19 protein-coding genes are annotated in these 23,333 nt (G+C 47.9%); 8 read left to right on the forward strand and 11 right to left on the reverse strand.

Going from position 1 to position 23,333, the window contains the following annotated elements; all coding sequences use genetic code 11:
• Positions 1-28: 28 nt before the first annotated feature.
• From ccoS to BW972_RS08995, 5 genes are all read right to left on the reverse strand, one after another.
• Positions 29-214: a cbb3-type cytochrome oxidase assembly protein CcoS gene (gene ccoS, locus BW972_RS08975; RefSeq protein ID WP_007660120.1), complete on the reverse strand. Its 186-nt coding sequence runs from the start codon at positions 212-214 to the stop codon at positions 29-31.
• A 107-nt stretch (positions 215-321) separates the two neighbouring features.
• On the reverse strand, positions 322-2,730 hold the full coding sequence (locus tag BW972_RS08980; RefSeq protein ID WP_076421844.1) for a heavy metal translocating P-type ATPase: 2,409 nt from the start codon (positions 2,728-2,730) through the stop codon (positions 322-324).
• A 315-nt stretch (positions 2,731-3,045) separates the two neighbouring features.
• Positions 3,046-3,750 carry a Crp/Fnr family transcriptional regulator gene (locus BW972_RS08985; protein ID WP_076421845.1) on the reverse strand — a complete coding sequence of 235 codons (705 nt, stop codon included), beginning with the start codon at positions 3,748-3,750 and terminating at the stop codon, positions 3,046-3,048.
• A gap of 173 nt (positions 3,751-3,923) precedes the next feature.
• Positions 3,924-4,454 carry a plastocyanin/azurin family copper-binding protein gene (locus BW972_RS08990; RefSeq protein WP_076421846.1) on the reverse strand — a complete coding sequence of 177 codons (531 nt, stop codon included), beginning with the start codon at positions 4,452-4,454 and terminating at the stop codon, positions 3,924-3,926.
• 37 nt (positions 4,455-4,491) lie between these two features.
• Positions 4,492-6,237, reverse strand: coding sequence for a L,D-transpeptidase family protein (locus tag BW972_RS08995; RefSeq protein ID WP_076421847.1), 1,746 nt, complete (start codon positions 6,235-6,237; stop codon positions 4,492-4,494).
• Between the two features lie 332 nt (positions 6,238-6,569).
• On the opposite strand from BW972_RS08995, the gene BW972_RS09000 reads away from it, so the two are divergent.
• Positions 6,570-8,468, forward strand: coding sequence for a M1 family metallopeptidase (locus BW972_RS09000; RefSeq protein WP_234986333.1), 1,899 nt, complete (start codon positions 6,570-6,572; stop codon positions 8,466-8,468).
• A gap of 148 nt (positions 8,469-8,616) precedes the next feature.
• Here BW972_RS09000 and BW972_RS09005 read toward each other — a convergent pair whose 3' ends face one another.
• Complete coding sequence (locus BW972_RS09005; RefSeq protein ID WP_007660101.1) at positions 8,617-9,120, reverse strand: YciE/YciF ferroxidase family protein; 504 nt, start codon at positions 9,118-9,120, stop codon at positions 8,617-8,619.
• Between the two features lie 350 nt (positions 9,121-9,470).
• Between BW972_RS09005 and BW972_RS09010 the strand changes: the two genes are divergently transcribed.
• Entirely contained in the window at positions 9,471-10,370 is a 900-nt protein-coding gene (locus BW972_RS09010) for a cyanophycinase (protein WP_007660099.1), read from the forward strand.
• Here the strand turns inward: BW972_RS09010 and BW972_RS09015 are convergent.
• Positions 10,367-11,296: an isoaspartyl peptidase/L-asparaginase family protein gene (locus BW972_RS09015; RefSeq protein WP_076421849.1), complete on the reverse strand. Its 930-nt coding sequence runs from the start codon at positions 11,294-11,296 to the stop codon at positions 10,367-10,369. The two genes, BW972_RS09010 and BW972_RS09015, sit on opposite strands and share 4 nt — an antisense overlap.
• 168 nt (positions 11,297-11,464) lie before the next feature.
• Here BW972_RS09015 and BW972_RS09020 point away from each other — a divergent pair, with 168 nt between their 5' ends.
• Both BW972_RS09020 and BW972_RS09025 read left to right on the forward strand, forming a co-directional pair.
• Positions 11,465-11,842 carry a DUF3127 domain-containing protein gene (locus BW972_RS09020; RefSeq protein ID WP_007660095.1) on the forward strand — a complete coding sequence of 126 codons (378 nt, stop codon included), beginning with the start codon at positions 11,465-11,467 and terminating at the stop codon, positions 11,840-11,842.
• A 152-nt stretch (positions 11,843-11,994) separates the two neighbouring features.
• Positions 11,995-12,615 carry an AlbA family DNA-binding domain-containing protein gene (locus tag BW972_RS09025; RefSeq protein WP_076421850.1) on the forward strand — a complete coding sequence of 207 codons (621 nt, stop codon included), beginning with the start codon at positions 11,995-11,997 and terminating at the stop codon, positions 12,613-12,615.
• Positions 12,616-12,617: 2 nt separating this feature from the next.
• Here BW972_RS09025 and BW972_RS09030 read toward each other — a convergent pair whose 3' ends face one another.
• Entirely contained in the window at positions 12,618-13,091 is a 474-nt protein-coding gene (locus BW972_RS09030) for a toxin-antitoxin system YwqK family antitoxin (protein ID WP_234986334.1), read from the reverse strand.
• Between the two features lie 268 nt (positions 13,092-13,359).
• Here BW972_RS09030 and BW972_RS09035 point away from each other — a divergent pair, with 268 nt between their 5' ends.
• A complete protein-coding gene (locus BW972_RS09035; RefSeq protein WP_234986335.1) occupies positions 13,360-14,775 on the forward strand; it encodes a PhoH family protein in 1,416 nt (471 codons plus the stop codon).
• Positions 14,776-14,811: 36 nt separating this feature from the next.
• Here BW972_RS09035 and BW972_RS09040 read toward each other — a convergent pair whose 3' ends face one another.
• Entirely contained in the window at positions 14,812-15,393 is a 582-nt protein-coding gene (locus BW972_RS09040; RefSeq protein ID WP_076421852.1) for an SRPBCC family protein, read from the reverse strand.
• A 198-nt stretch (positions 15,394-15,591) separates the two neighbouring features.
• Between BW972_RS09040 and BW972_RS20195 the strand changes: the two genes are divergently transcribed.
• The 3 genes from BW972_RS20195 to BW972_RS09055 all read left to right on the forward strand — a co-directional run bounded on the left by BW972_RS20195 (position 15,592) and on the right by BW972_RS09055 (position 21,414).
• Positions 15,592-16,041 carry a YkvA family protein gene (locus BW972_RS20195; protein ID WP_143731975.1) on the forward strand — a complete coding sequence of 150 codons (450 nt, stop codon included), beginning with the start codon at positions 15,592-15,594 and terminating at the stop codon, positions 16,039-16,041.
• Between the two features lie 301 nt (positions 16,042-16,342).
• Positions 16,343-18,670: a S46 family peptidase gene (locus BW972_RS09050; RefSeq protein WP_076421853.1), complete on the forward strand. Its 2,328-nt coding sequence runs from the start codon at positions 16,343-16,345 to the stop codon at positions 18,668-18,670.
• Positions 18,671-19,086: 416 nt separating this feature from the next.
• On the forward strand, positions 19,087-21,414 hold the full coding sequence (locus BW972_RS09055) for an ABC transporter permease (protein WP_076421854.1): 2,328 nt from the start codon (positions 19,087-19,089) through the stop codon (positions 21,412-21,414).
• A gap of 45 nt (positions 21,415-21,459) precedes the next feature.
• Here BW972_RS09055 and BW972_RS09060 read toward each other — a convergent pair whose 3' ends face one another.
• Together BW972_RS09060 and BW972_RS09065 are read right to left on the reverse strand one after the other, a co-directional pair.
• A complete protein-coding gene (locus BW972_RS09060; protein ID WP_076421855.1) occupies positions 21,460-22,314 on the reverse strand; it encodes an SDR family NAD(P)-dependent oxidoreductase in 855 nt (284 codons plus the stop codon).
• Entirely contained in the window at positions 22,311-23,297 is a 987-nt protein-coding gene (locus BW972_RS09065) for an NAD-dependent epimerase/dehydratase family protein (protein ID WP_076421856.1), read from the reverse strand. Before BW972_RS09065 ends, BW972_RS09060 begins: the two co-directional genes overlap by 4 nt.
• Between the last annotated feature and the right edge of the window lie 36 nt (positions 23,298-23,333).

Below are 23,333 nucleotides of genomic sequence, written 5' to 3' on the forward strand. Positions count from 1 at the left end.
GGTGATTGTCATCAGTAATCGAGGTGACTTATGACTGCTTCTGGCTTGGTTTTTCGGTTTTTGGCACGCCGTTGAACTCGTTTTCGAATAGCATGCGAACAGCTGGGGTATAGTCGTCGTCGTACTGTCCGGAGCGAACTGCCCACAGGAAAGCGGCCAGGAAACCGGCTGCTACAAGCACACTGACAGCGATAAGAACAAATATGATATACATGGGAGTATGAGATTTAGTGAGTTAGCGAGTTGGTGAATGAGTGATTGAGTGAGTTAGTGAATGTTTATACCTGAGAATATTAATCATTCACTCAATCACTCAATTATTTAAAGTCCCGCCTTTTTTGCGGCGTACTTCACGGAGAGGGTGGCAAAAGTCATCACACTGAGCGTACTGATCGGCATCAGGATAGCGGATACGATCGGAGTAAAGAGCCCCATCACCGCCATGGTCAATCCGACCACGTTGTAAATCAGCGACACAGCGAAGGTCAACAGGATCAGCGTCATGGTCTTCTTGGAGAACTTCAGGAACATGCTCAGTTTGTCAAATGACTCCGCATCCAGGATAGCGTCGCAGGAGGGTGAGAAGTTGGTGACGCTGTTGCTCAGGGCTATACCTGCATCACTCTGCTTCAGGGCACCGGCATCGTTCAGCCCGTCACCTACCATCAACACCTGGCGGTGGTCCTGCTCTTTCAGCTTTTGGATGTACTCCAGTTTCTGAACAGGCGACTGATTGAAGTTCAGCTCTGCTTCGCTGCCCAACAGTTCCCGCAGTCGTGCTTCTTCATGGTCGTTGTCGCCTGAAAGCACCGCGATCTTCTTGTCTTTCAGATCGCCCAGCACATTGCTCAAGCCATTGCGGTACACGTTGAAGAAGGTATAGTAACCTAGTACCACACCGTCTATTGATACATAAACTGTTGTTTTGAGGGTGTCTTTTTGCTTGTCTGCTGGTACGCCCAGGTATGCGGCGGAGCCTACACGTACATGCATACCCTTCACTTCGCCAACCAGTCCTTTACCGGTGTACTCCTGGAAACCTGTTACAGGAGCTGTACTGCCTTGAATGGACTCACTGATGCGTTGACTGAGCGGGTGCGTCGAGTGACGCAGCACTGAAAGTATCGCTTGCTGCTGATCAGCTGAAAGTGTTTTGCCAGTGTAAGTTACCTCTGCTTCACTTGGCTCTGTCAGCGTACCTGTTTTGTCGAACACCACGGTATCAATCTTAGCCAGTCGCTCTACTACGCCCGTGTTTTTGAGGTAGAATTTGTTACGACCGAACACACGCATGGTATGGCCGTGCACGAAGGGCGTAGCCAGTGACAAAGCACAAGGACAGGCAATGATTAGCACGGACGTGAAGGCCTTCATCGCGATGTCCATGTCGCGCGGCACCCAGTAAACGAGTGCACCGGCTGCTACCATCAGCGTTACGATGATGAAGTACTTGCCCGCAATATTAGAGTAGGTATGCAGGTACTGCTCTTCGTTCTTCGAGAAGACGGTGTCGTTCCAGAGCTGCGTCAGGTAGCCCTGCGATACCTCCTTCACTACTTCCAGTTCGATGCTCTCGCCTACCTGGCGACCACCGGCATAGATCACTTCGCCGACCACTTTCTCCACCGGCTCCGACTCACCCGACACAAAGCTGTAGTCGATCATGGCACGACCGTGCAGCAGCATGGCGTCGGCAGGTATAAGCTCCTGGTTGCGAATACGGATACGGTCGCCCACCTGAAGGTTTCGTACAGCGGTGGAGGATTCCTCGCCGTTCTCTTTAAGCACCGTAATGGACACCGGGAAATAAGAGGTATAGTCACGGTCGAAGGACAGCGTATCGTAGGTGCGCTGCTGGAAATACTTGCCGATCAGCATGAAGAACACCAGACCAGTAAATGAATCCAGATAGCCAGGACCCCGGCCAGTGAGGATGTCAAACAAGGAGACAAAGAAGAGCGCCAACAGACCCGTTGAGATCGGCAGGTCGATGTTGACCATGCGCTGCTTAATGCCCTCCCAGGCTGACGTAAAGAAACCACGCGCACTGTAGAAGAAAACAGGTATAGACAACAGGATGCTCAGGTAACCAAAGAAAGAGCCGAAGCTGTGTTGCAGCCCCTGCGTAAAGTCCAGGTAATCCGGGAAAGCCAGCAGCATCACATTACCGAAAGCAAAGCCGGCTATACCTAGCTTGTAGATAATGGTGCGGCTCTTTGTGGTTGTTTTCTTGCCGTCTGTGTCGGCCAGCGTGATGGCTGGCTCGTAGCCGATTCGGGTCAGCAGCTCTACTACTTCACGCAAAGAGGTCTTTTCGTGAAAGTAAGTCAGGGCTACTTCCTTGCGCATAAAGTTCACCGTGGTTTCGGCTATACCTGGGTTCAACTTAAACAGGTTCTCCAGCAGCCAGATACAGGAACTGCAGTGCATCTGTGGAATGTAGAAGGTGAGCTTACAGATCTTGTCACTGCGGAAGTTGATCAGCTGGGCCTCCACACCCGGGTCGTCCAGATAGGCAAAGCGGGCATCCGAAACCGGCTTTTTGCCGGTGAGGCCCGGGCTTTCCTCCAAATTATAGTAGGTACAGAGATTATTTTCTTCGAGAAGTTCATAAACGGCTTTACACCCATCGCAGCAGAAAGCTTTCTCGTGTGCTACAATGGGCTCATCACCACAGGAATCCCCGCAGTGGTAGCAGTTCTGAATATTGGTTTGGAGTGCGGCTTCCATCACAATTTTCCTTTATTAATGTCTGGTACAAAGGTAATTGGGAGGCAAAGCCTAAAAGATGATGCATGTCACTTTCTGAACTGATAATGCTCAGTGCATAGCCCGGTAGGAAGGCCGAAATTTGTAACATCAAGAAAGACGAATAAGGCAAGCGCAGGAGCGCAACATACCTGTCAAAATATTGTTTTGTGATTAAAGTTTAGTGTTTAGTATAAGGTGATTTTAGCTTAGAGGAGAGACTGAGCTACAATAACGGCAGGCGTCATACGGCTGCCGTTTTTTATTGCCTATACCTGAAACATTGCGCCAGCCGGCCTAGTCGTACATGTGGCTGATCTTGTAAAGCTTGTCGTGATCCAGAATGGTGATGGAGCTGCCTTTAGCGGAGATAAGTCCTTCTTCTTTGAACTCAGAAAGTAAGCGGATGGTAGTTTCTTTGGCAGTACCTACAATAGAGGCCAGGTCTTCACGGGAGATGGAGATGGTAAACTGATCACCTTCTTCGCGTTCCTGGTAGGTTTTTTGTAACAGCAGCAGGGCCTCTGCCAGACGCTCGCGCACCGGCTTGTAGGCCATTTGCACCATACGTTCTTCAGCTTCACCCAGGGCATTGGAGATCAGTTTCATCAATCCTCCCGCAAATTCTACGTTCTGGCTGATCAGCTCCAGGAATTGAGAGCGTGGTATAAAGCAAATCACGGCATCCTCCAGCGCAACTGCCGAGGCAGAATAGTTCGTGTCGGCCATCAGGGCACGGTAGCCGATCAGGTCACCCGGTTTCGCGAGTCGCACGATCTGCTCTTTGCCGTCGCTCCCCAGCTTGGCGATTTTGATCTTACCTGAATTAATGCAATAAAGTCCCGATGGTTTACCCCCTTCGTGAAAGATCAGCTGCCCTTTCTTGTAAGCGAAACATGATTTCGTTTCAGAAAGGTGCGACAGCTCAGATGCTCTGCAGCAGCTCAGCAGGGAGTTTGCTCGGCTCGAACAGTTCAGACAGTCAGGGTTGGTGAATTTCATAAGCAATCAGGATGCTGCAAAAGTATGCATTCGCCTGTTATATCGTATGCCTTCTAACATGGTTTTTTTGCATTTCGTTCTAAGGCTATACCTGTAAGTGATTAAAGCTCAAAAAGAAAGCCCCTGCCTGAGAGCAGCGGCTTTCTGAAATTTTAAATTACTTAGATCTATTACTACCTGATTATCAGCTTTCCTTTCATCAACGGCGTCTCGCTGGGGTACGTGTTCACGAACTCATACACCCCGATTTTGTCAGGGGCCGTAAACTCCATTGTCACGGTCTGGCCGGGTAGTGCCAGTGGTGAAGCAGCCAGCATTAGGGTACTGTCGGGCAGGTAATTGCCGGAAGCGCCCGCCTCGCTCCCTTTTCGGGCTACCTGTGTTGAATAGCCCTCTTTCGTAAATACGATGTTGTAGATCATCTTAGGGTCTTTTCCCTCGTTTGTAAAGGCCAGCCTGACATGCGAGCCGGCTTTTACCTCAATTGTGTCCTGGTCGAAGGTCATACTTTCCAGTTCCTCGCCTCCTATAGCCCGGATACTTACTTCCTCAACATCCTGCAGTGTGGTGTCCTGCTCCTCTTCCTGTTGCATCAGCGGCTCATCTGTTATTTTTTCCGGCCTGTCACCTGTCTCCTGCTGGTTGCCGCAAGCGGAGGCAAACAGTAAAACAGAGAACAAGCCGATTATCCATATCTGTTTCATATCTCGATTATTAAGATTGAATGCTTATACCTGGAGTTTAACTGAATAGCTCTTGCTCCAGTCTCTTGTCGTGTCCGTATATATCGTCCCGGAAGTGGACGTTTCCATCCTCATCGACCCAGCTGGTAAAGTATACCAGGTATACCTGTACCTTTTTAGGTAAGGTGATCCAGGTCTCTTCTCCCCCATTAATCGTCTCCTGAATGCGGCTCTCTGTCCACTCCGGCATGTCTTTCAACACATATTTGGCCAGGTCCATGGGGCGCTGCAAACGTACGCAGCCGTGGCTAAAGCCGCGCTGTGTCTGGCTGAACAGTGAGCCGGAAGGTGTGTCGTGCAGGTAGATGGCATGCTCGTTCGGAAACAAAAACTTCATGGTACCCAGGGCATTCTTCGGCCCCGGACGCTGGCGCACCATATAAGGGAAGGTCTTCTCAGTCACAGATGACCAATCGATAGACGATGGGGAAATCTGCTTCGGATTACGCTCTTTGGTTACAACTTCCATGTTCTGGCCCTCCAGGTAACCTGGGTTGCGGGCCATAGCCGGTGCGATCTCTTTTTCAACAATACTGTTGGGGATGTTCCAGTAAGGTGCCAGCACCACATATTCCATTTTATCGCTGAATATAGGCGTGGAATTAAGCTCCTTGCCTACGATCACGTTCATTTCCATTGTTTTTTTGTAAGAACGCTCAGCCTCCGGACTATTATTTGGATCTTCATAAACATACATCTTGTATTCCGGGATATTGACCCAAATGTATTTCTGATCCAGACTCTTAGGCACCAGTCGTTTTGGTATCCAGCGCCAGCGCTCCATGTTCATCATGATCTGCTGAATACGATCCTCCACAGGCACATTCATCATGCGCAGCGTGTTGCCACCTACTTTACCATCAGGGACGATGCCATGCAATTCCTGGAACGATTTCACCTGCGCCTCCAGTTTATCATCGAACCTGCGCATAGCCGGATCGTTGGCATTGATCTGTGCACTGGGGTCAAGTCGCTTGCGGAGCGAAATGACAGCCGCGGCTGTGTCTCCCTTCTCCAGTATTTTGCGATTGCCCAGTTCCACTTTGGCCCAGCCGCCTTTTTCTTCCAGTTCGCGATAGCGCTGCAGGGCGTCCCGCAAGTCGGTATAGCCCTTGTGTAAGGCCTCAAACTCGTAATAGGGGTAGGTACTTTCTCGCTCCTTCAGAATGGTCTGAAGTGCCTTATGCAGTTTAATTTTATTGTTGCGCACGCCCCACTGCACCTGTTTTATGTTGCTCGGGTTGATACGCCCACGGTAAAAGTCAGAGGCATAGTTAAAGTAAGTACCTGTCAGAGCAATGTCGATCTGTTGTTGCAGTTCCAGCCGGGCAGAGTCCTTACGGCCCATATCGTTGTAGCGGCTGATCATTTCATCTATGGCGACCACCTTGTACTCTTTGGGATCAAGACCTTCCTTAGAAGCATTATTTATCGTGGTCAGCAGTTTCTCTGATTCCGGTACCAGATCAGATCCCTTGAACCAGGCCAGGCGATAGTCACGGTCGCCGTAAAACTGGTAGATCAGGTCTTCGTGCTCTTTGAATTGTTTTTGCTGTGAAATATAGTCCTGAATGTATAGGCTGTCGGTTTCAGTAGCTGCCAGGGTATTGAGGCCCAGCATTTCTTTTACGCCCCCTGTTCCCTCTTCTTTGCTTTCGCTGCTTTGGTTGCAGGAAGCTAAGCAGAACAGGCAGAGGATGACAAGGCCTATTGGTTTTATTTTTCTTAGGATGAAAGGGTTCATGTGTGTTGGTTTAATGGCCTACTGTGACAGGTTTATAATCCGGTAGAACTATATCGCCCTTCAAATTGTGCTATTTTACAGTAGTGATTGCCTTTTTATCTTGATTTTGCCTTATGTACTTCAAACTGGCATAAAATGTTCTGTACAAGGCTGCATAGCATGTTGAAAGCAGTCAGCCTGTTTCAGCTCTGCAAAGCAGATTAACTTAACTGTCAGGAGCGAGCCTCTATAACATATTACGTACTGCGAGCACCTGTCGATACGTTTAGACACTGATACTTTACAGTTCCTGACAAATAATGTATCTTACCACACCATAACCAAAGTATACAATGACTCCATACCGTAAATTCTTACTTGGCCTGGGTTTGGCCGGAAGTCTGCAACTAGGCGCATGCTCTACCCAAACCACTACGACAGATGAAACTATGACAGCAGAACAGCTAGGAATGGCCCAGGCGCCAAGCGATGTACACAGCTTTGCCAAACCGGCAGAGGCCGTGGCTCGCCACCTGGATCTCGACATCGCCGTGAATTTTGATCAGAAAGTAATCGCCGGCAAAGCCTCTTACCAGATAGAGAATAAGGCAAAAGGCAACGAGATTATTTTCGATACCCGTGGTCTTGAAATTGAACAGGTATACCTGGGCAAGGAACAGACTCCTACCACCTTTAAGCTGGGCGATGAAAAGGAATTCCTGGGTCGTCCGTTGATCATTGCTATACAACCTGAGACAGACTATGTCACCATCCAGTATCGCACAACTGCCAATGCAGACGCGCTGCAGTGGCTGAATCCGCAGCAGACAGCAGGCAAGAAACATCCGTTTCTGTTCACGCAGTCACAGGCGATCCTGGCACGCACCTGGATTCCAATACAGGACAGCCCGGGTATTCGCATCACCTACAGCGCCAAGGTGCAGGTACCGAAAGAGCTGATGGCGGTGATGAGCGCTGAGAACCCGCAGCAGAAGAACAGCAGCGGCTCCTACACCTTTGAAATGCGCCAGGCGATCCCATCCTACCTGATGGCGCTTTCTGTGGGTGATATGGTGTTCAAGCCCATCGGGCAGCAAACAGGTATCTATGCGGAGCCGGCTACCATTGATGCAGCCGTATACGAATTTGCCGAGATGGACAAAATGCTGGTGGCTGCTGAAAAGCTATATGGCAAATACCGCTGGGATCGCTATGATCTACTGGTGCTGCCTCCTTCCTTCCCTTTCGGTGGTATGGAAAACCCACGCCTGACCTTTGTAACGCCGACCGTACTAGCCAAAGACCGCTCTCTGACCAGCCTGATCGCACACGAACTGGCGCACAGCTGGAGCGGTAACCTGGTGACTAACGGCACCTGGGATGACTTCTGGCTGAATGAAGGCTTTACAGTCTATTTTGAGCGACGCATCATGGAGGAGATCTATGGAAAAGACTACGCCGACATGCTCAACGTGCTTGGTTACCAGGATTTGCAGCATACTCTGGAAGACCTGGGACAAACCAGCGATGACACCCGCCTGAAACTAGACCTGGAAGGACGTGATCCGGATGAAGGGCTGACCGATATTGCTTACGAAAAAGGCAATTTCTTCCTGCAAAACATTGAGCGGGTGGTTGGCCGTGAACGCTTCGACCAGTTCCTGAACAAGTACTTCCAGACTTTTGCGTTCCAGAGCACCAACACAGATCTTTTCCTGGATTTCCTGCGCAAGGAGCTGATTCAGGGTGACGAAAAAATTGCTGAGCAGATCAACATCGAAGGCTGGGTGTATACGCCAGGACTTCCGGAAGATCATGCAAAACCAACCTCGAAGCGCTTTGCTCAGGTAGAAGAGTCATTCAAAGCCTGGCAAAGCGGCAAGCCAGCCAATCAGCTGCAAACCAAAGATTGGTCCAGCCACGAATGGCTGCATTTTATTCGCATGCTGCCTGAGCAGATGAGTCAGCAGCAGTTAGCCGAACTCGACAAAGCCTTTGGATTCACAAATTCCGGCAACTCTGAAGTGCTGGCCGCCTGGTTTATCCATACCATCCGCAACAACTACGCTGCTGCAGATCAGGCACTGGACAACTTCCTGACCAACGTTGGCCGCCGTAAATTCCTGGTGCCGATTTACAAAGCACTGGCCGCTACACCTGCCGGAAAGAAAAAAGCACAGGAAATCTATGTGCGTGCCAAGCCAAATTACCATGCCGTGTCTACCAACACGCTGGATGCCATGCTGAAATAGGTATAGCAACCAAATACAAAAAAAGCCCTGCAGCAATGCGGGGCTTTTTTTTGTTGGCACAGGTATAAACGAAAAAAATCTGTCTACTTCTGGCCAGCTTGGTTAGCATGGGGAAAGGACAGATTTTTTTCCTTATTTCGTTAGAGCCTTACTTTGCTCCTTTGTGTTCGGCTTTTACATTGATCTTGCTTTCAGCCAGATCAGTCAGCTTGAGGTCTGTGGCTTTTTCTTCTTCCAACGTGGTGTGCAACAGGTTCAGTATCTCTTTGTGACCTAGTTGCTTGGCATAGGTACAGAGAGTGCCGTAGCCGGCAATTTCGTAGTGCTCCACACGCTGGGCCGAAGCGATCAGGGCGGCGTCCATCACATCAGAGTCAGCGTTTTCAGACATCATGTCCTGCGCTTCCTTGATGATTCCTTCCATCGCCTTGCATTTTTCGCCAGAGGCCTTCATGCCCAAAATATCGAAGACTTGTTCCAGTCGCTCAATTTGTTTCTCCGTTTCGCTTAAGTGCATTTCAAAAGCCTTCTTGAGCTGAGAGGACGATGCCTCCTTCATCATTTTCGGAAGTGCTTTTGTAATCTGCTTTTCAGCGTTGTAGATGTCCTTGAGCTCGTGGACAAATAAGTCGTTCAGGTTGTTTAGTTTCATAGCTTGGAAAGGTTTAGCGTCGTAAATAAATATAAGCCTGGGCTTGTGTGATTACTATACGGCAGGTTATTACAGAGGTTTAGAAAATATAACTTTAATTAGATAAAATATATATAGTAAGATCGCATACCAAGGAGATATATAACAAATATGATATTCGTATTGTTTTGCCTATGCTTATTTTTTTGAGTGCAATTCAACTAAATGAAGAAATATGCCTTTAAAACAGAATAAAGGCTTTGCGGCCGTAACGATTTTCAAAAATATAGGTAATCTTAGGTGAGGGTTATGATGGCTGTTGCGATCATACCTTCACTGTAACAATACAATTAGCATAAAAAGAAGCACCCGTGGATAGACCAAAAGGAAAGCTGATAGCCATTGGCGGAAACGAAGACAAAGGCTCGTACCCCAACCCAAAACACAAAAAGAAATATTACCTCGATTTCTTTGAGCTGGGAATATTAAAGCGTTTCCTTAGTGAGATACCTGCCCGCAACCCTGCCATTGAAGTGATCACAACGGCATCGCTTATACCTGAAGAGGTAGGTGAACGCTATGAAAGTGCTTTTGCCATTTTGGGCTGTGAGAACGTAAACATGATGCACATCAGAGAAGATGAGGATGCCTTGAAACCTGAATACCTGGAACGGATCCGAAAAGCAGACGGTGTCATGTTCAGTGGTGGTGATCAATCGCGGCTTACCCGGATTTTCGGCGAAACAGAATTTCTGCAGATTATCAAGGACAGATATTGGAACGAGGACTTTGTTGTCGCCGGCACCAGTGCGGGCGCCATGGCCATGTCAGAGATCATGATCAAGGGCGGCAGCTCTACCGAAGCATTGCTGCGAGGCTCCGTTAAGATGGGACATGGTTTTGGCCTGATCAACGGCGTGATCATCGACTCGCACTTCGTGATAAGGGGGCGCTTCGGTCGCCTGATGGAAGCCGTTGTGACGCATCCCAAAACAGTAGGCATAGGCCTTGGCGAGGATACCGGCGTTCTGATAACAGAAGGCCATATGATCGAAACCATTGGCTCCAATCTGGTGGTGGTGGTGGATGGGCACGGCGTAGAATATACCAACATCAATGATATAGAGAACGGACGACCTGTGGCCATTGCCGGAATGATGATGCACGTACTAGCCAAAGGCAATGTGTTCAACATAAACTCACGTGCCTTTTACAAGGACATGGAAGATGTTGAGAAAAACGAATTGGCATCCGAGTCTAGTAGCAACTAGTTTTTATAGATAGATACCCTGCCTTCCTGATCTTGGCTGGTTCTGTAGCCCCTGTACATACCTTCAGAGTTAAAAGGCAGGGCGATGTTGCCTTTATTGTCTACTGCGATCAGGCCGCCCTCTCCCCCGAAGCGGACAAGCTTGTCCATCACAACTTCATCGCAGGCTTCCTGCAAGGTATAGCCTTTGTATTCCATCAGGCAGGAAACGTCGTAGGCTACTACTGCCCGAATGAAAAACTCTCCGTGGCCTGTGCAGGAAATCGCACAGGTATCATTATTTGCATAGGTTCCGGAGCCGATCACCGGGCTGTCCCCAATCCGGTTGTAGTTCTTGTTGGTCATACCGCCCGTGGAGGTAGCCGCGGCCAAGTCACCGTTGGCATCACGTGCTACGGCGCCCACAGTCCCGAATTTGCGGTCCTCGGTGTGGTCGAGCATAAAGATGTCAGTATCCCTAACATCGCGCCATTGCTTGTAGCGGTGCTTGTCATAAAAGTATTCTTCCGGTTCAAAAGCGATGTCATACTTCCGGGCAAACTCCTCTGCCCCGTAGCCACATAGAAAAACATGGTCAGAGTGCTCCAGTATGGCTCTGGTAAGCCGCACCGGGTTTCGGATGCTGCGCACCCCTGCCACAGCACCGGCCTCCATGGTCTTACCGCACATGATGGCAGCATCCATTTCATGTTTGCCTTCTTTCGTAAATACAGAGCCTCGTCCGGCATTAAACAGCGGAGAGTCTTCCAGTAGCGCAACAGCCAGTTCCACCGCGTCTAGGGCGCTTCCACCCTTCTCAAGTATCTGGTAGCTTTGGTTCAGGGCATGGGACAGGGTGCTTTTGTAGGCTTTCTCTAAGTCGGGTGTCATAGAGGCAGGCGTAATGGTGCCGGCCCCTCCGTGAATGGCAATAGCTAGGTTTTGCATTGGTATTGGTTGGGTTACAGTGGTTCCTACGCCGGCAAGCGCTCTGCTGTTTTGTGTGAGTCTGATTAAGGCGATATTTTAAGAAAGCTGCCTTTTTTTAGTCCCGTCGAAACCAAAGATTTTGTATATTTGTCATTAGATCAATCTATTCATTCTAAAGTTTATTTTATGTCGTTTGATATTCAAGGAAAGCTGTACGAAGTGTTTGAAGAACAGCAGGTAAGTGAAAAATTCAGAAAGCGTGAGTTCGTGTTGGAGATTCCGGATGGTTCATTCACGCAATACTGCAAGTTCCAGCTGACACAAGACAAGTGTAACCTGATCGACAACTACAAGCAGGGCGACGAAGTGAAAGTTACTTTTAACCTGACTGGCAAGCCATTCACTAAAAATGGTCAGACTATGTACTTCACCAACCTGCAGGCCTGGCGTGTAGAGGGTGCTGCCGCAAACGGTGGTTTTGGTGCTCCGGCTGGTGCCCCAGCACAGGAGTCAGCTGCTCCTTCTTTCTACAGTAGCGATGCAGACAATGATCTGCCATTCTAATAAATATTGCGTATAAAGAGAGCGAGCCCCAACAGGCTCGCTTTTTTTATGCTTTCATGACACTGCACATAGCTTGCTTATCATAAAATGCAACTGACTGTGCTTTTCGTTTTATCATTAGGTATAGCCGCTATACCTACAGCCTTCTGACTATGGACGATTTACAGCGCCTGATCTGGCAGGGCGAAAACGATCAGGTAGACTTCAAGCAACGGGTAACCCAGCCCGACAAAATAGCACGCACACTGGTTTCCTTTGCAAATACACGCGGTGGGACCATTCTGATTGGTGTGAAAGACAATGGCTATATTGTGGGTATCGACCCGGATGAAGAAAAACACACCCTGGAACTGGCCGCTGCATTCTACTGTGACCCTCCGCTGCAATTGACTTATGAAGAAGTAGAGTTGGATGGCCATACTATTTTGAAAGTATCTATACCTGAAAGCGATCAGAAGCCGCATTTTGCCAAAGTAAAGGAGGATGACTGGCGCGGCTATGTGCGTGTGAATGATACCAGTGTGCAGACCAGTAAAATGGTGGAGAAATCCATGCAAACCGAGGAGCCTGCTTTCGAGCGCATCCCGCTCGACCGTCATGAGCGTGCCGTGCTTGATTACCTGGCGCTTAACCGGCGGGTTACCCTCCGGCAGTATATGAAGATTGCGAATCTTTCTGAGAGAAGGGCTTATAGGATGTTAGTGAAGCTGGTGATTCATGGGTATTTACGACTGCATGATAAGGAAAAGGAAGAGTATTATACCTTGAGTTAATCTCAGTCCCTACTGCTAAGGTCTAACTTTATTTCATTTCCCCTTTCATAATACTCGGTATGGGTGAGTTGGCCGGCCCGGTTGTATACCTCCCAGGTTCCGAACCAGTAGTAGTGGATCACACGCTCTGTCTCGACGACTCTTGCCATCCCCTGCTTTTCCAGTTCGCCATTATCGTGGAAAAGCTTGACCAGAAACTCCTTGGAGTTTGGATTGTGGTACTCAATCTTACGGATACTGCCATCCGGGTAATAGTAACGCCACTTGCCCCGCTCCTGACCGTGCTTGAAACGCCCATTGCGCAGTAGCGTGGTGTTGTCTGACAGGTATAGTTTCCAGCGTCCGTGGTGACGGCCTTCTTTGTCGAAACGGTTGATCTTGAAGGGCCAAATGCCCTTCTTAGGCTTGGACTGCGCCTGCAGTGCCAGCGGTATAGCGAGGAACACTATAAAGAAGAAGGTACAGCATAATTTCATACGATAGTATCTTAGGCAGTTTCGCATGGCACCAGCTTCAGCAAATGCTGTGTGCTTCGACAAATGTAAAAATTATTTCTATTTTAACTAAATATTTAGTTGTACATAAAAAATACGTAAATGTTTCTGAATCAGATAACTAATTTTTGATAAATACTGCCCTCGGTAACAGGGCCTGTGCGGGTTCTGAAATAGCCTGTTTCAAAAATAGACTAACCGCTATGTAATTGCGTAAAAAGAGTATGTTCAGCCCTTTAGCCCTTCCCTTATGCCCAAACAGACGAAGACAACCCAGGATAACACTGAAAAAATTTCCCGCACGACCAGCAAGGTAAAAGTCCCGGCTAACAAGAAACCCTCTGACACAAAAGAGAAGAAAATATTCGTACTAGACACCTCCGTCATTCTCTACGACCATAGTGCAGTACAGAACTTCCAGGAGCACGATGTAGCTATTCCGATCACGGTGCTGGAAGAGCTCGACAACTTTAAGAAAGGCAACGACATCAAGAACTTTGAAGCCCGCGAGTTTATCCGTTTCATTGATAAGCTTTCGTCAGAGCACATGCTGCAAGAGTGGATCCCGCTTAATGGCAAGACCAAAGGCAAGTTTAAGGTGATGATGAACGGAAGCGCCAAGCTCGATGCCACCAAGATCTTCGGTGACAAGAACGATCATCACATCCTTAACTCCGCCCTGCACATGCAGCAGGACTTTCCGAAAAGCAAAGTGGTGCTGGTGACCAAGGACATTAACCTACGCCTCAAAGCCCGTGCGCTCAACCTGATCGCAGAAGACTATGAAACCGGAAAGATTCAGGACGTAGCTGGCTTATATACCGGCAGTGACACCTTAGAGGAGATTGACCCGGCTGTGATCAACGATCTGTATGAAAAAGGCAGCTCTGAAAGTGTTAAGGTGATCAAAGAGACGCCGCCTGACAATCACTACTATGTGCTCAAAAGCTTTAAGAACTCTATCCTGTCCTACTATAACCCGGCTGATGACCAGTTTGAGCGGGTTGATAAGCAAACGGCCTATGGTGTGAAGCCACGCAATGCCGAACAGACTTTTGCCATGCATGCCTTGTTAAATCCGCGCATTAAGCTGGTAAGTATACAGGGTGTAGCCGGCACGGGCAAAACGCTGCTGGCCCTGGCAAGCGCTCTGGAGCAGCGCCGTGACTACAAGCAGATCTACCTGGCACGCCCTATTGTGCCACTCAGCAACAAAGACATCGGCTACCTGCCCGGCGACATCAAGTCGAAGCTCAATCCCTACATGGAGCCGCTATGGGACAACCTGAAGTATATTCAGAATCAGTACGCCGAGAACAGTAAGGAGTACCAAAAACTTAGAGAACTGGTGGAGCTGGAGAAACTGGTGATCACGCCTCTGGCGTACATCAGGGGGCGCAGCCTTTCGAACATTTACTTTATTGTGGACGAAGCGCAGAACCTGACGCCGCACGAAGTCAAAACTATTATTTCCAGAGCAGGAGAAAATACCAAGATCGTGTTTACGGGTGACATTTACCAGATCGATACGCCTTACCTGGACTCGCAGAGCAATGGTCTCTCCTACCTGATTGACCGGGCTCGAAACCACCCTTTATATGCGCACATCACTCTACTGAAAGGCGAGCGATCTGAGTTGGCCAACCTGGCGAACGAACTGCTCTAGCTATACCTGTATCAAAGCAAAAGGCCGCTGCAATACTTAGCTGCGGCCTTTTCTGTTGGCTATCTGTGCTTTGCTTTCTGCTTTTGCTACAGGGTCAAACAAAGCTTTGAGCGATAGCAGGCTCTGTTCTGTTTCCTGCTCGGTTTTTAATTTCTTGAAGAAGCCTCTGTATTTGTTGTAGGGGTCGTCTGCCACTTTTGAGCGTTGTTGCCATACTACCCGAGTTCCTTCTTCCAACGGCTCAAGGCTGAAGATGCCGATGGTCTCAAAGTCCTCTCCTTTGGTGAGTTGTTTGTAGTAAAGTTCAGTTGGCGGTGTGCTATCCGTAAAGTGTACTTTTACCATCCCCACTTTGTCGCCGTTCCACTCCTGGTAGGCACCCTTGCCTGTGAGCGGACCACCGTAAAGTCGGATCATGGTCGGGTCGTAGACTTTGTTCCAGGCATTCCACTTTTCCCATTCGGTTGGATTGTTCAGGTAGGTAAACACCTGCTCAGGTCTGGCATTGACCACAATGGAGCGCCTGACCTCGTAGGAGTCAGGGAGCAGAAATGAACCGAGGTATACTGCGGCCGAAGCTACCAGCAACGACACCAGCACGAAGAGTGGCGCTTTCATATACAATGCGATATGCCTGGAGGTGTATGGGATAATTTGATGCTAAAGGTACACCAATTTAAAGGAGAAAAAACAATACAATCAAGCAAGTTTACAAGAATATTTTTTCTTCAGAATATAGCCTGCTTTTGCCTGAAACCACGGTTTATACCAATTAGCGGGATGTTGCCGTATAAGGGCCAAACAAAAGACAGAAACATGATCCAAGAACTGATAAATAAAGGACTAAAACTATCACAGCATTCAATTTTCAAGGGTCTACTGGGCAAAGCCGGAGCACTGGTGTCGAAGCCAGTGAAGCTGGGCATGCTGCTTACCACGGCCTATGGTAAGCTGGTGGACGTGGAGAGCAATAAAAGCGGCTTTGATCAGGTGAAGGAGGTAATGCAGACGTTCATCCGACTGGTGAAGGCCTACATCAACGGCTCTTACCGGGAGGTGTCTAACAAGTCGCTGCTCGCCGGTGTGGCCGTGCTGCTATACCTGGTTACACCCCTCGACGTGATCCCCGATTTTATACCTGTGATCGGCTTCCTCGACGACATTAGCCTGATGGCCTGGTTTATCGACTCTTTCCAGAAAGAGATCACCAACTTCAAAACCTGGGAAAGCAACAGGAACTTTGAGCCGACAATGGGAACGCTTTAAAGTTTAAGAGTTTGAGAGTTGGGGAGTTTAGGAATTAAGAAGTGTGATTCTGTAGGGACAGGTCTCGACCCAATGCCGTCAATTTAAGGAACAATATTCCCAATTTGTCATCTCCACAGAATGGAGAGATCTGGATCAGTTTAGAGCAGTGGCAATATTTCTGATTTCTCACTAATAGAGGGCCCCTACCCCAATTCGAAATGAAATAATTATTCAGCTCTCAAACTCCCCAACTCTCAAACCCCTAAACTCATATTTCTTCCGTATCTTGGGGGTTCAAAACCAACTCTTATATAAAAACATGATCAGTAAGCGCATTATAGCATTTTTTGCTGCCGCCTGTCTGAGTCTGGGTATAAGCACGGCCAAGCCTGATGAAGGTATGTGGCTGCCTATGCTCCTCAAGCAGCTCAACGAAGCAGAAATGCAGAAGAAGGGCATGAAGCTCTCTGCCGAAGACATTTACAGCATCAACCAGTCGAGCCTTAAGGACGCTATCGTTTCGTTTGGTGGTTTCTGTACCGGCGAGATGATCTCTTCGGAGGGTCTTTTGCTCACCAACCACCATTGCGGCTACGGGCAAATCCAAAGCCATAGTTCTGTGGAGAAGGATTACCTGACGGAAGGCTTTTGGGCTATGAACCGTGAGCAGGAGCTTCCAAACCCGGGTCTGTTTGCCACCTTCATCGTACGCATGGAAGACGTGACGCAGCAGATCCTGGCAGGTATACCGGCTAACGTAACAGAGGCTGAACGTGAGAAAATGGTGCAACAAAATATTGCCAAGGTGCGCCAGCAGGCTACCGCAGGTACGCATTACGATGCCATTATTCGTCCGTTCTTCTATGGCAATGAGTACTACATGTATGTGACCGAGACCTTCCGCGACATCCGTCTGGTGGGTGCCCCCCCATCGTCTATCGGTAAGTTTGGTGGCGACACAGACAACTGGATGTGGCCGCGCCATACCGGTGACTTTGCCATCTTCCGCATCTATGCCGACGAGAATAACAACCCGGCAGAGTACTCTCCGAACAATAAGCCTTATAAGCCGAAGCACCACCTGCCTATTTCGCTGAGCGGTGTACAGGAGAATGACTTCACCATGGTATTTGGCTTCCCAGGCCGCACGAACGAGTACCTGACTTCGCATGCCATTGAGGAGATCTACGAAACCTCAAATCCGCACAAGATCAAGATCCGTGATACGAAGCTGGCTGTGCTGGACAAGGATATGAAAGCCTCTGACGCGGTGCGTATACAGTATGCCGCTAAGTATGCCAGCGTAGCCAATGCCTGGAAAAAGTGGATCGGTGAGAACCGTGGCCTGCGTAAGGCCAATACTATTGCCCGCAAACAGGAGCTGGAGAACCAGTTTACCGCCTGGGCTAATGCTGATGCCAGCCGCAAGCAGACGTATGGTAACCTGATCGCCGAGTTTGAAAAGAACTACAAGCAGCTGGAGGGTATCACGATCGCCCGTGACTATATCATGGAAGCTGCCTGGGGTGTGGAACTGGTGCGTTATGCCAACGATTTCATAAAGCTGAACGAGCTGATCGAAGCAAAAGCACCGCAGCAGGAGATCAACGCCCAGCTCGACCGACTGGAGAAAGGTGTAGCAGGTTACTTTAAGAACTACAATGCTCCGACCGATAAAAAAGTATTCGCTGCTCTAATGAGCATGTATTACGATAACCTCGACCAGAAACTGCATCCGTCTGCCTTCGCGATGGTGCGTCAGAAATACAAAGGCGATTTCAGCAAGTATGCCGACGAGGTGTACAGCAGGTCGCTTTTCACTTCTGAAGCCGGTGTGCGTCAGGCGATTGCTGACATTAAAGCGGGCAAAGCCAATCCATTGAAAAATGACCCGGGCTACCAACTGGCCAGCAGCATCAACGACTACTACCGCACCAACGTGTTGCCGACCTACACCAAGGTAAACGACAACCTGAACTTGCTGTACAGAACCTATATGACTGGTTTGCGTGCCATGCAGCAGGACCGTAAGTTCTACCCGGATGCCAACTCCACCCTGCGTGTAGCTTATGGCAAAGTAGAGCCTTACGAGCCAGTGGATGGCGTGAAGTACAAATACTACACGACACTGGAAGGCATTATTGAGAAAGCTGCCTCTGGTGCGGCTGAAGACTACGCTATACCTGCCCGTCTGCAGGAGCTTTACGACAAGAAAGACTACGGACCTTACGGCGTGAATGGTCAGCTTCCGGTGGCCTTTATCGCTTCGAACCATACCACGGGCGGTAACTCCGGTTCACCGGTGATCAACGCTAACGGACAGCTGATCGGTACTAACTTCGACCGCAACTGGGAAGGCACTATGAGTGACCTGACTTATAACCCGGACCAGGTACGTAACATTTCGGTGGATGTGCGCTACATGCTTTTCATTGTAGACAAGTTTGCCGGAGCCGGTCACCTGGTAAAAGAGATGACGCTGGTAAACGACAACACTTCTGGTCTGCCGCAGGTAGATGCCCGCCGCAAAACGGAAGCACCTGCTGAAGCCACGCAGCTGTCTAAAAGAGAGCAGCGCAAAGCTGAGAAAGCCGCTAGAAAAGCAGCCAAGAAGAAAGAAAAAGAAGAGGCTGAAGTAGTGAACTAAGCAAGCACCTTCTCCCTATTTCAGTAAGCCCCGTCGGTTCATTCAGGCGGGGCTTTTTCTTTGGCTATACTTGATGTAAGTTGTACTATACTTTTTTTGCTCCATGTTGGACTGTCAGTGCACGATCAGTATCTTCTAGTTCTCGAGCAGCAGGTAGCGAACACCGCATGAGATAAATCAAATGTCACAGTCTCTGTTGGGGTGAAAAATAATGTGATTCACTGTATCAATTTGATACAATAAGTGTGCGAAATCGAACACGGATATATTAACAGTTGCCCCAAATTTAAATCAATATTTGTTTAAAATACTGATAGTCAGTTGATTATACTCTGGCACCAACTTTGGCAATAAGATTCAGAGGGATTCCCCATTAGTATTTGGTCTATTTTTATTAAAAATCAACAATTTACGTTGTGATCAGGAACAATCTAAAAATCGCTATTCGGATACTCTGGAAAAACAAACTTTTTTCATTGGTCAATGTACTGAGCTTGTCACTGAGTATGGCGGTTGGTGTCATTTTGTTTACAGACCTAAAAGCCACGTTTGATACAGACCAATTTCATCCTAAATTAAATCAAATAGTACGGATACTCACGCAGGAAACCAATGTGGAGGAACAAACCAAATGGGCAACAGCGCCATTGCCCTTAGCGCCTCAACTGGAAAGTATCACCTTTGTTGAAAAAACGGTGAAAGTACGTCTGGCAGGAAAACATAACCTGCAAACCGATGGAGGAGATGTACCTATTGATATAAAATTTTCAGAGCCTTCTTTTTTTGATGTTTTTGGCTTTAAATTACTGTCAGGCAATGCACAAAGCCTTATCAATAATCCCACTTCCATTTTTTTAACCCAAAAAACAGCAGAAAAGATATTTGGTAACGCCAATGCTTTAGGCCAAACGGTTCAATTTGAAAACTTAGGTACTTATACCGTAGGGGGAATAATTCAAGACCCACCTTTAGAAACACATCTGCCCATTGAGGCCATGCTTTCTATTAATGCTGCCGAAGTACTTGAAAAAAAAGGTGCAATCCCTAATATTTTACAGAATTGGGGAAATTTCAAGAGTGCAGCAATATACGTGCGTCTAAAATCAGAAGATGATTTAGAGCAGTTCAATACAACGCTCCAAAACTATACACGGAAATTGGAGAAGAGCAGTCTTCAATTTTTGGGACAACCCTTAGAGGCTATCACTCCTCGAAACAATGACATTAAAAATGACTCTAATGCGGTTGGCACTTGGGAGAGCATAAAAATACAGCTGTTTTTAATTCTAGCCTTAACTCTATTATCTGCTTTCAACTACATCAGTTTGACACTGGCGCGTGCCTTTTCCCGGGCGAAAGAAGTAGGTATCCGCAAGACGATTGGCGCCACAAGAAGACAAATTATTGGACAGTTTTTAACTGAATCAATCCTTGTTTCCCTATTGGCTTTGATGTTTACAATGCCATGTGTTGAAATTTTAACGCACTACATACCCGAAATGGATACGGCGTTTTCCTATGACACAATCTTAATTTTAGGCTTGTTGACCTACGCAGTTCTCACAGGCTTAGTCGCTGGTGCACTTCCGTCATGGCTGTTGTCAGCGTTTCAGCCAATACAGGTTTTGCGTAAAATGAAGAATATTAAGCTGTTCCGGAGTATTGCTGTTTACAAATCCTTGATTGTCATACAGTTTTCAGTGACCATCATGCTGATGATAGTGGTTGTCATATTAGCCGATTATGAAATAAAAAATCATGCAATCATTAACTCAACCGTGTCACCTAATGTTTTGACACTTGATTTAAGAGGTGAAAAACATGGAATCCTACAAAACGAAATAAGCCAGTTAAGCCAGGTAGAATCGACTTTGGCTACTAACTGGTACTACAAACCGATGAAAAAGGGCAAAGCTTCTGTAACAGTAAATGGTAAGTTTTTAGAAATGTATTATGTAAGTATTGACCCTAAAACAATTGAAACAGAAGGCATCAGCTTAAAATCAGGTCAAAATTTCCCTCATGATATACCCCAAAATAGGGAACAATATGTGTTGCTGAATGAAGCTGCAGCAAAATTAATAGAGCCTGAATCGGAGACTTTAGTGGGGCAAACGCTATTACTGGACTCTGCCTATGTACAAGTCATTGGTATCATGCCTAATGAAATGATTGGCGAAACAGCTCCCTTACTATATAGGTATTTACCAAATGAAGTAGCCACCTTGACTATAAAAATAAAACCAAATACAGAATTGGAAGCAACCAAAGCTATTCAATCCATATGGGAAAACCATTTTCCTGAAAAAACAGCAAATCTTCAGAATTTAAAAGATGGTTTTTCAAGCATTGGCGATAGAATAGGTTTTTTTGGGGGATTAGCCCTTATCGTCATGATAATAGCTGGGCTGGGCATTTTAGGCATAGCCAGTTACTCCGTAGAAACACGCGTTAAGGAACTGGGTATAAGAAAAGTAATGGGCGCGAGCAACAAAGAATTGGTGTGGATAGTTACCAAAAATTTCGGTATTCTCATACTGATAGCAGGACTTATCGGTGTTCCGGCTGGCTTGTTTGGCGGTGATTTAATTAGACAAGATTTAGGCAGCAGCCTTGTTGATTTAAGTTTTATAAATGTAAGCATAGGCTTTGGTCTGGTTGCCATAGTCGGACTACTGACCGTCCTATCCCAAACTATTCGAGCAGCGCATGTTGAACCTGTAAATGTTTTAAAAGCAGAGTAAAAGGGTAAGACATTTAGTCGCAGGTTATAACGGTAGCGTGACAATTTACAATGTGACCCTCCCCTTTTTGCGAGGTGTAGTAGCTGGTGGTGTGGCATCCACTATATCTTCCTCTACGCCCTGTTTAAAGATCTTTTTAAGAATATAGCTCTTGACTGAAAATGGCAGGATACGCCCCACCCGGATCATGAATCTGTTTTTCCAACCAGGTATAATAAGCCCTTTGTCTTTGTATAAACCATCAATTGCCTGTCGCGCTACTTCCTCCGGAGTTTTAGTCAGAATGCCTTTGCCTTTCTTGATGTGCTGGTTGCGCTTCCGCATGGTCTTGGTGCTGGTGGGCCCCGGGCACAGACAGCTTACGTGAATGTTATAAGGCTCCAGCTCCATCTGCAGCGAACGAGAAAAGGTCAGAACAAAACTTTTAGTTGCCGCATACACGCTCTTGTAAGGAAGCGGCATTAGTGAAGCAAAACTGCCTACGTTCAGGATATATGCCGATTCATGCTCTCTGAGTTTAGGTATAAACAGGTGTGTCAGCGCTACCACGGCATTGACGTTCAACTGTATCATCTGTAGGTAATCCTCCAGCGAGGACTCCTGGAAATAACTGTAGTTGCCTATACCTGCATTGTTGATCAGCACATTGATGCTTAGCCCCTGCTCATGGCACCAGTCATACAGGTACTGGATGGCATTGGGCGCGATCAGGTTCAACTCGATCGTTTTGACGTCTACCCCAAACTGCTCCCGCAAACTGGTGGCAGTTTGCACAAGTCCCGAGTCTTGGAGCGCCACCAGAATCAGGTGCTGACCACGGGCGGCACATTCGGTAGCCATGGCCTGGCCAATGCCAGCGCTGGCACCCGTTATTAAGGTATAGGTCTTTTCAGGTATCATTTCTGTTGGAGTGATTGTAGCGTTCTCGATAGTCCTTCTTTTAGTGGTGTTATGGTATAGCCCAATTCTCTCTCAGCTTTATGACTCGACACACTCCAGTGAAGCAGCAGCTTTCGGGTCCAGTCCGGGGTGATCAGGGGCTTGGTGCCCGTCAGTTTTGCCAGCTTGACCATGACCCAACTTGCCCCGCGCAACAGGCTGCCAGGTATAGGTATAAGTTTTCGCTGCTTCCCTGTCAACCTAGCAATGAGCGCAAAGAGTTGCTGATATGTGGCGTCCTCACCACCCAGCAGGTAGTTCTCCCCACTCCTGCCCTGCGCCATGGCTAACAGATGCCCTCGCACCACATCGTCCACATAGCAGTAATTGCCTACACTGTTTCCATCACCGGGCATGAAGTGCCATTTGCCTGCCAGGTATAGCCGCAGCAGTTTAGCAATGCCATTGCTATCGGTCTCTTTGCCCGGGCCATATACCCGGGTTGGGCTCAGGATCACGACTGCCAGCCCCTGTTTTACATAACTCCGTGCGAGCACCTCAGCTTCTGCCTTAGAGCTTTCGTAGCTGTTTGTATAAGGTATGGTACGCCGGGTGTTTTCGTCTACAGGATGCTGAGGTGATGGAGCAGGTCCGTAAACACTTGCGGTGGAGGTGAGTATTACCTTTTGTACGTTGTTTTTCAATGCCGCAGTCAATACATGGTCTGTTCCTGTCACATTTACTTGTCGGTAGGTACGCTCGTCTTTTGCCCAGGGTTTGGCATAGGCCGCCAGGTGAAACACGACACTTGCACCTGCCATGGCCTGCTCCAGGAGCTGTACATTCTGTAAGTCACCGACATATAGCTTCACGCCCATAGCCGCCAGGTCAGCTGCTTTTTCTTTCGAACGGACCAGTGCTGATACCCTATCGTTTCGCTTAATTAATTCTTTTACCAGGCTATAACCGATGTAGCCGGTCGCACCCGTGACGAAAACTTCCATAGTGGGGGTGTACATATACTGACACTTTAATGTTAT

Origin of the sequence: Pontibacter lucknowensis (genome assembly GCF_900156415.1) — a bacterium.
GTDB lineage: Bacteria > Bacteroidota > Bacteroidia > Cytophagales > Hymenobacteraceae > Pontibacter > Pontibacter lucknowensis.

Excerpts from the sequence above, each read along its gene's own strand:
- BW972_RS09060 (WP_076421855.1), bottom strand. The coding sequence starts at position 22,314 with ATGATACCTGAAAAGACCTATACCTTAATAACGGGTGCCAGCGCTGGC.
- BW972_RS09020 (WP_007660095.1), top strand. The coding sequence starts at position 11,465 with ATGTCGTTTGATATTCAAGGAAAGCTGTACGAAGTGTTTGAAGAACAG.
- BW972_RS09030 (WP_234986334.1), bottom strand. The coding sequence starts at position 13,091 with ATGAAATTATGCTGTACCTTCTTCTTTATAGTGTTCCTCGCTATACCG.
- BW972_RS09065 (WP_076421856.1), bottom strand. The coding sequence starts at position 23,297 with ATGGAAGTTTTCGTCACGGGTGCGACCGGCTACATCGGTTATAGCCTG.
- BW972_RS08980 (WP_076421844.1), bottom strand. The coding sequence starts at position 2,730 with ATGGAAGCCGCACTCCAAACCAATATTCAGAACTGCTACCACTGCGGG.
- BW972_RS20195 (WP_143731975.1), top strand. The coding sequence starts at position 15,592 with ATGATCCAAGAACTGATAAATAAAGGACTAAAACTATCACAGCATTCA.
- BW972_RS08995 (WP_076421847.1), bottom strand. The coding sequence starts at position 6,237 with ATGAACCCTTTCATCCTAAGAAAAATAAAACCAATAGGCCTTGTCATC.
- BW972_RS09005 (WP_007660101.1), bottom strand. The coding sequence starts at position 9,120 with ATGAAACTAAACAACCTGAACGACTTATTTGTCCACGAGCTCAAGGAC.
- ccoS (WP_007660120.1), bottom strand. The coding sequence starts at position 214 with ATGTATATCATATTTGTTCTTATCGCTGTCAGTGTGCTTGTAGCAGCC.
- BW972_RS08985 (WP_076421845.1), bottom strand. The coding sequence starts at position 3,750 with ATGAAATTCACCAACCCTGACTGTCTGAACTGTTCGAGCCGAGCAAAC.
- BW972_RS09040 (WP_076421852.1), bottom strand. The coding sequence starts at position 15,393 with ATGAAAGCGCCACTCTTCGTGCTGGTGTCGTTGCTGGTAGCTTCGGCC.
- BW972_RS09015 (WP_076421849.1), bottom strand. The coding sequence starts at position 11,296 with ATGCAAAACCTAGCTATTGCCATTCACGGAGGGGCCGGCACCATTACG.
- BW972_RS09025 (WP_076421850.1), top strand. The coding sequence starts at position 11,995 with ATGGACGATTTACAGCGCCTGATCTGGCAGGGCGAAAACGATCAGGTA.
- BW972_RS09000 (WP_234986333.1), top strand. The coding sequence starts at position 6,570 with ATGACTCCATACCGTAAATTCTTACTTGGCCTGGGTTTGGCCGGAAGT.
- BW972_RS09035 (WP_234986335.1), top strand. The coding sequence starts at position 13,360 with ATGCCCAAACAGACGAAGACAACCCAGGATAACACTGAAAAAATTTCC.
- BW972_RS09050 (WP_076421853.1), top strand. The coding sequence starts at position 16,343 with ATGATCAGTAAGCGCATTATAGCATTTTTTGCTGCCGCCTGTCTGAGT.
- BW972_RS08990 (WP_076421846.1), bottom strand. The coding sequence starts at position 4,454 with ATGAAACAGATATGGATAATCGGCTTGTTCTCTGTTTTACTGTTTGCC.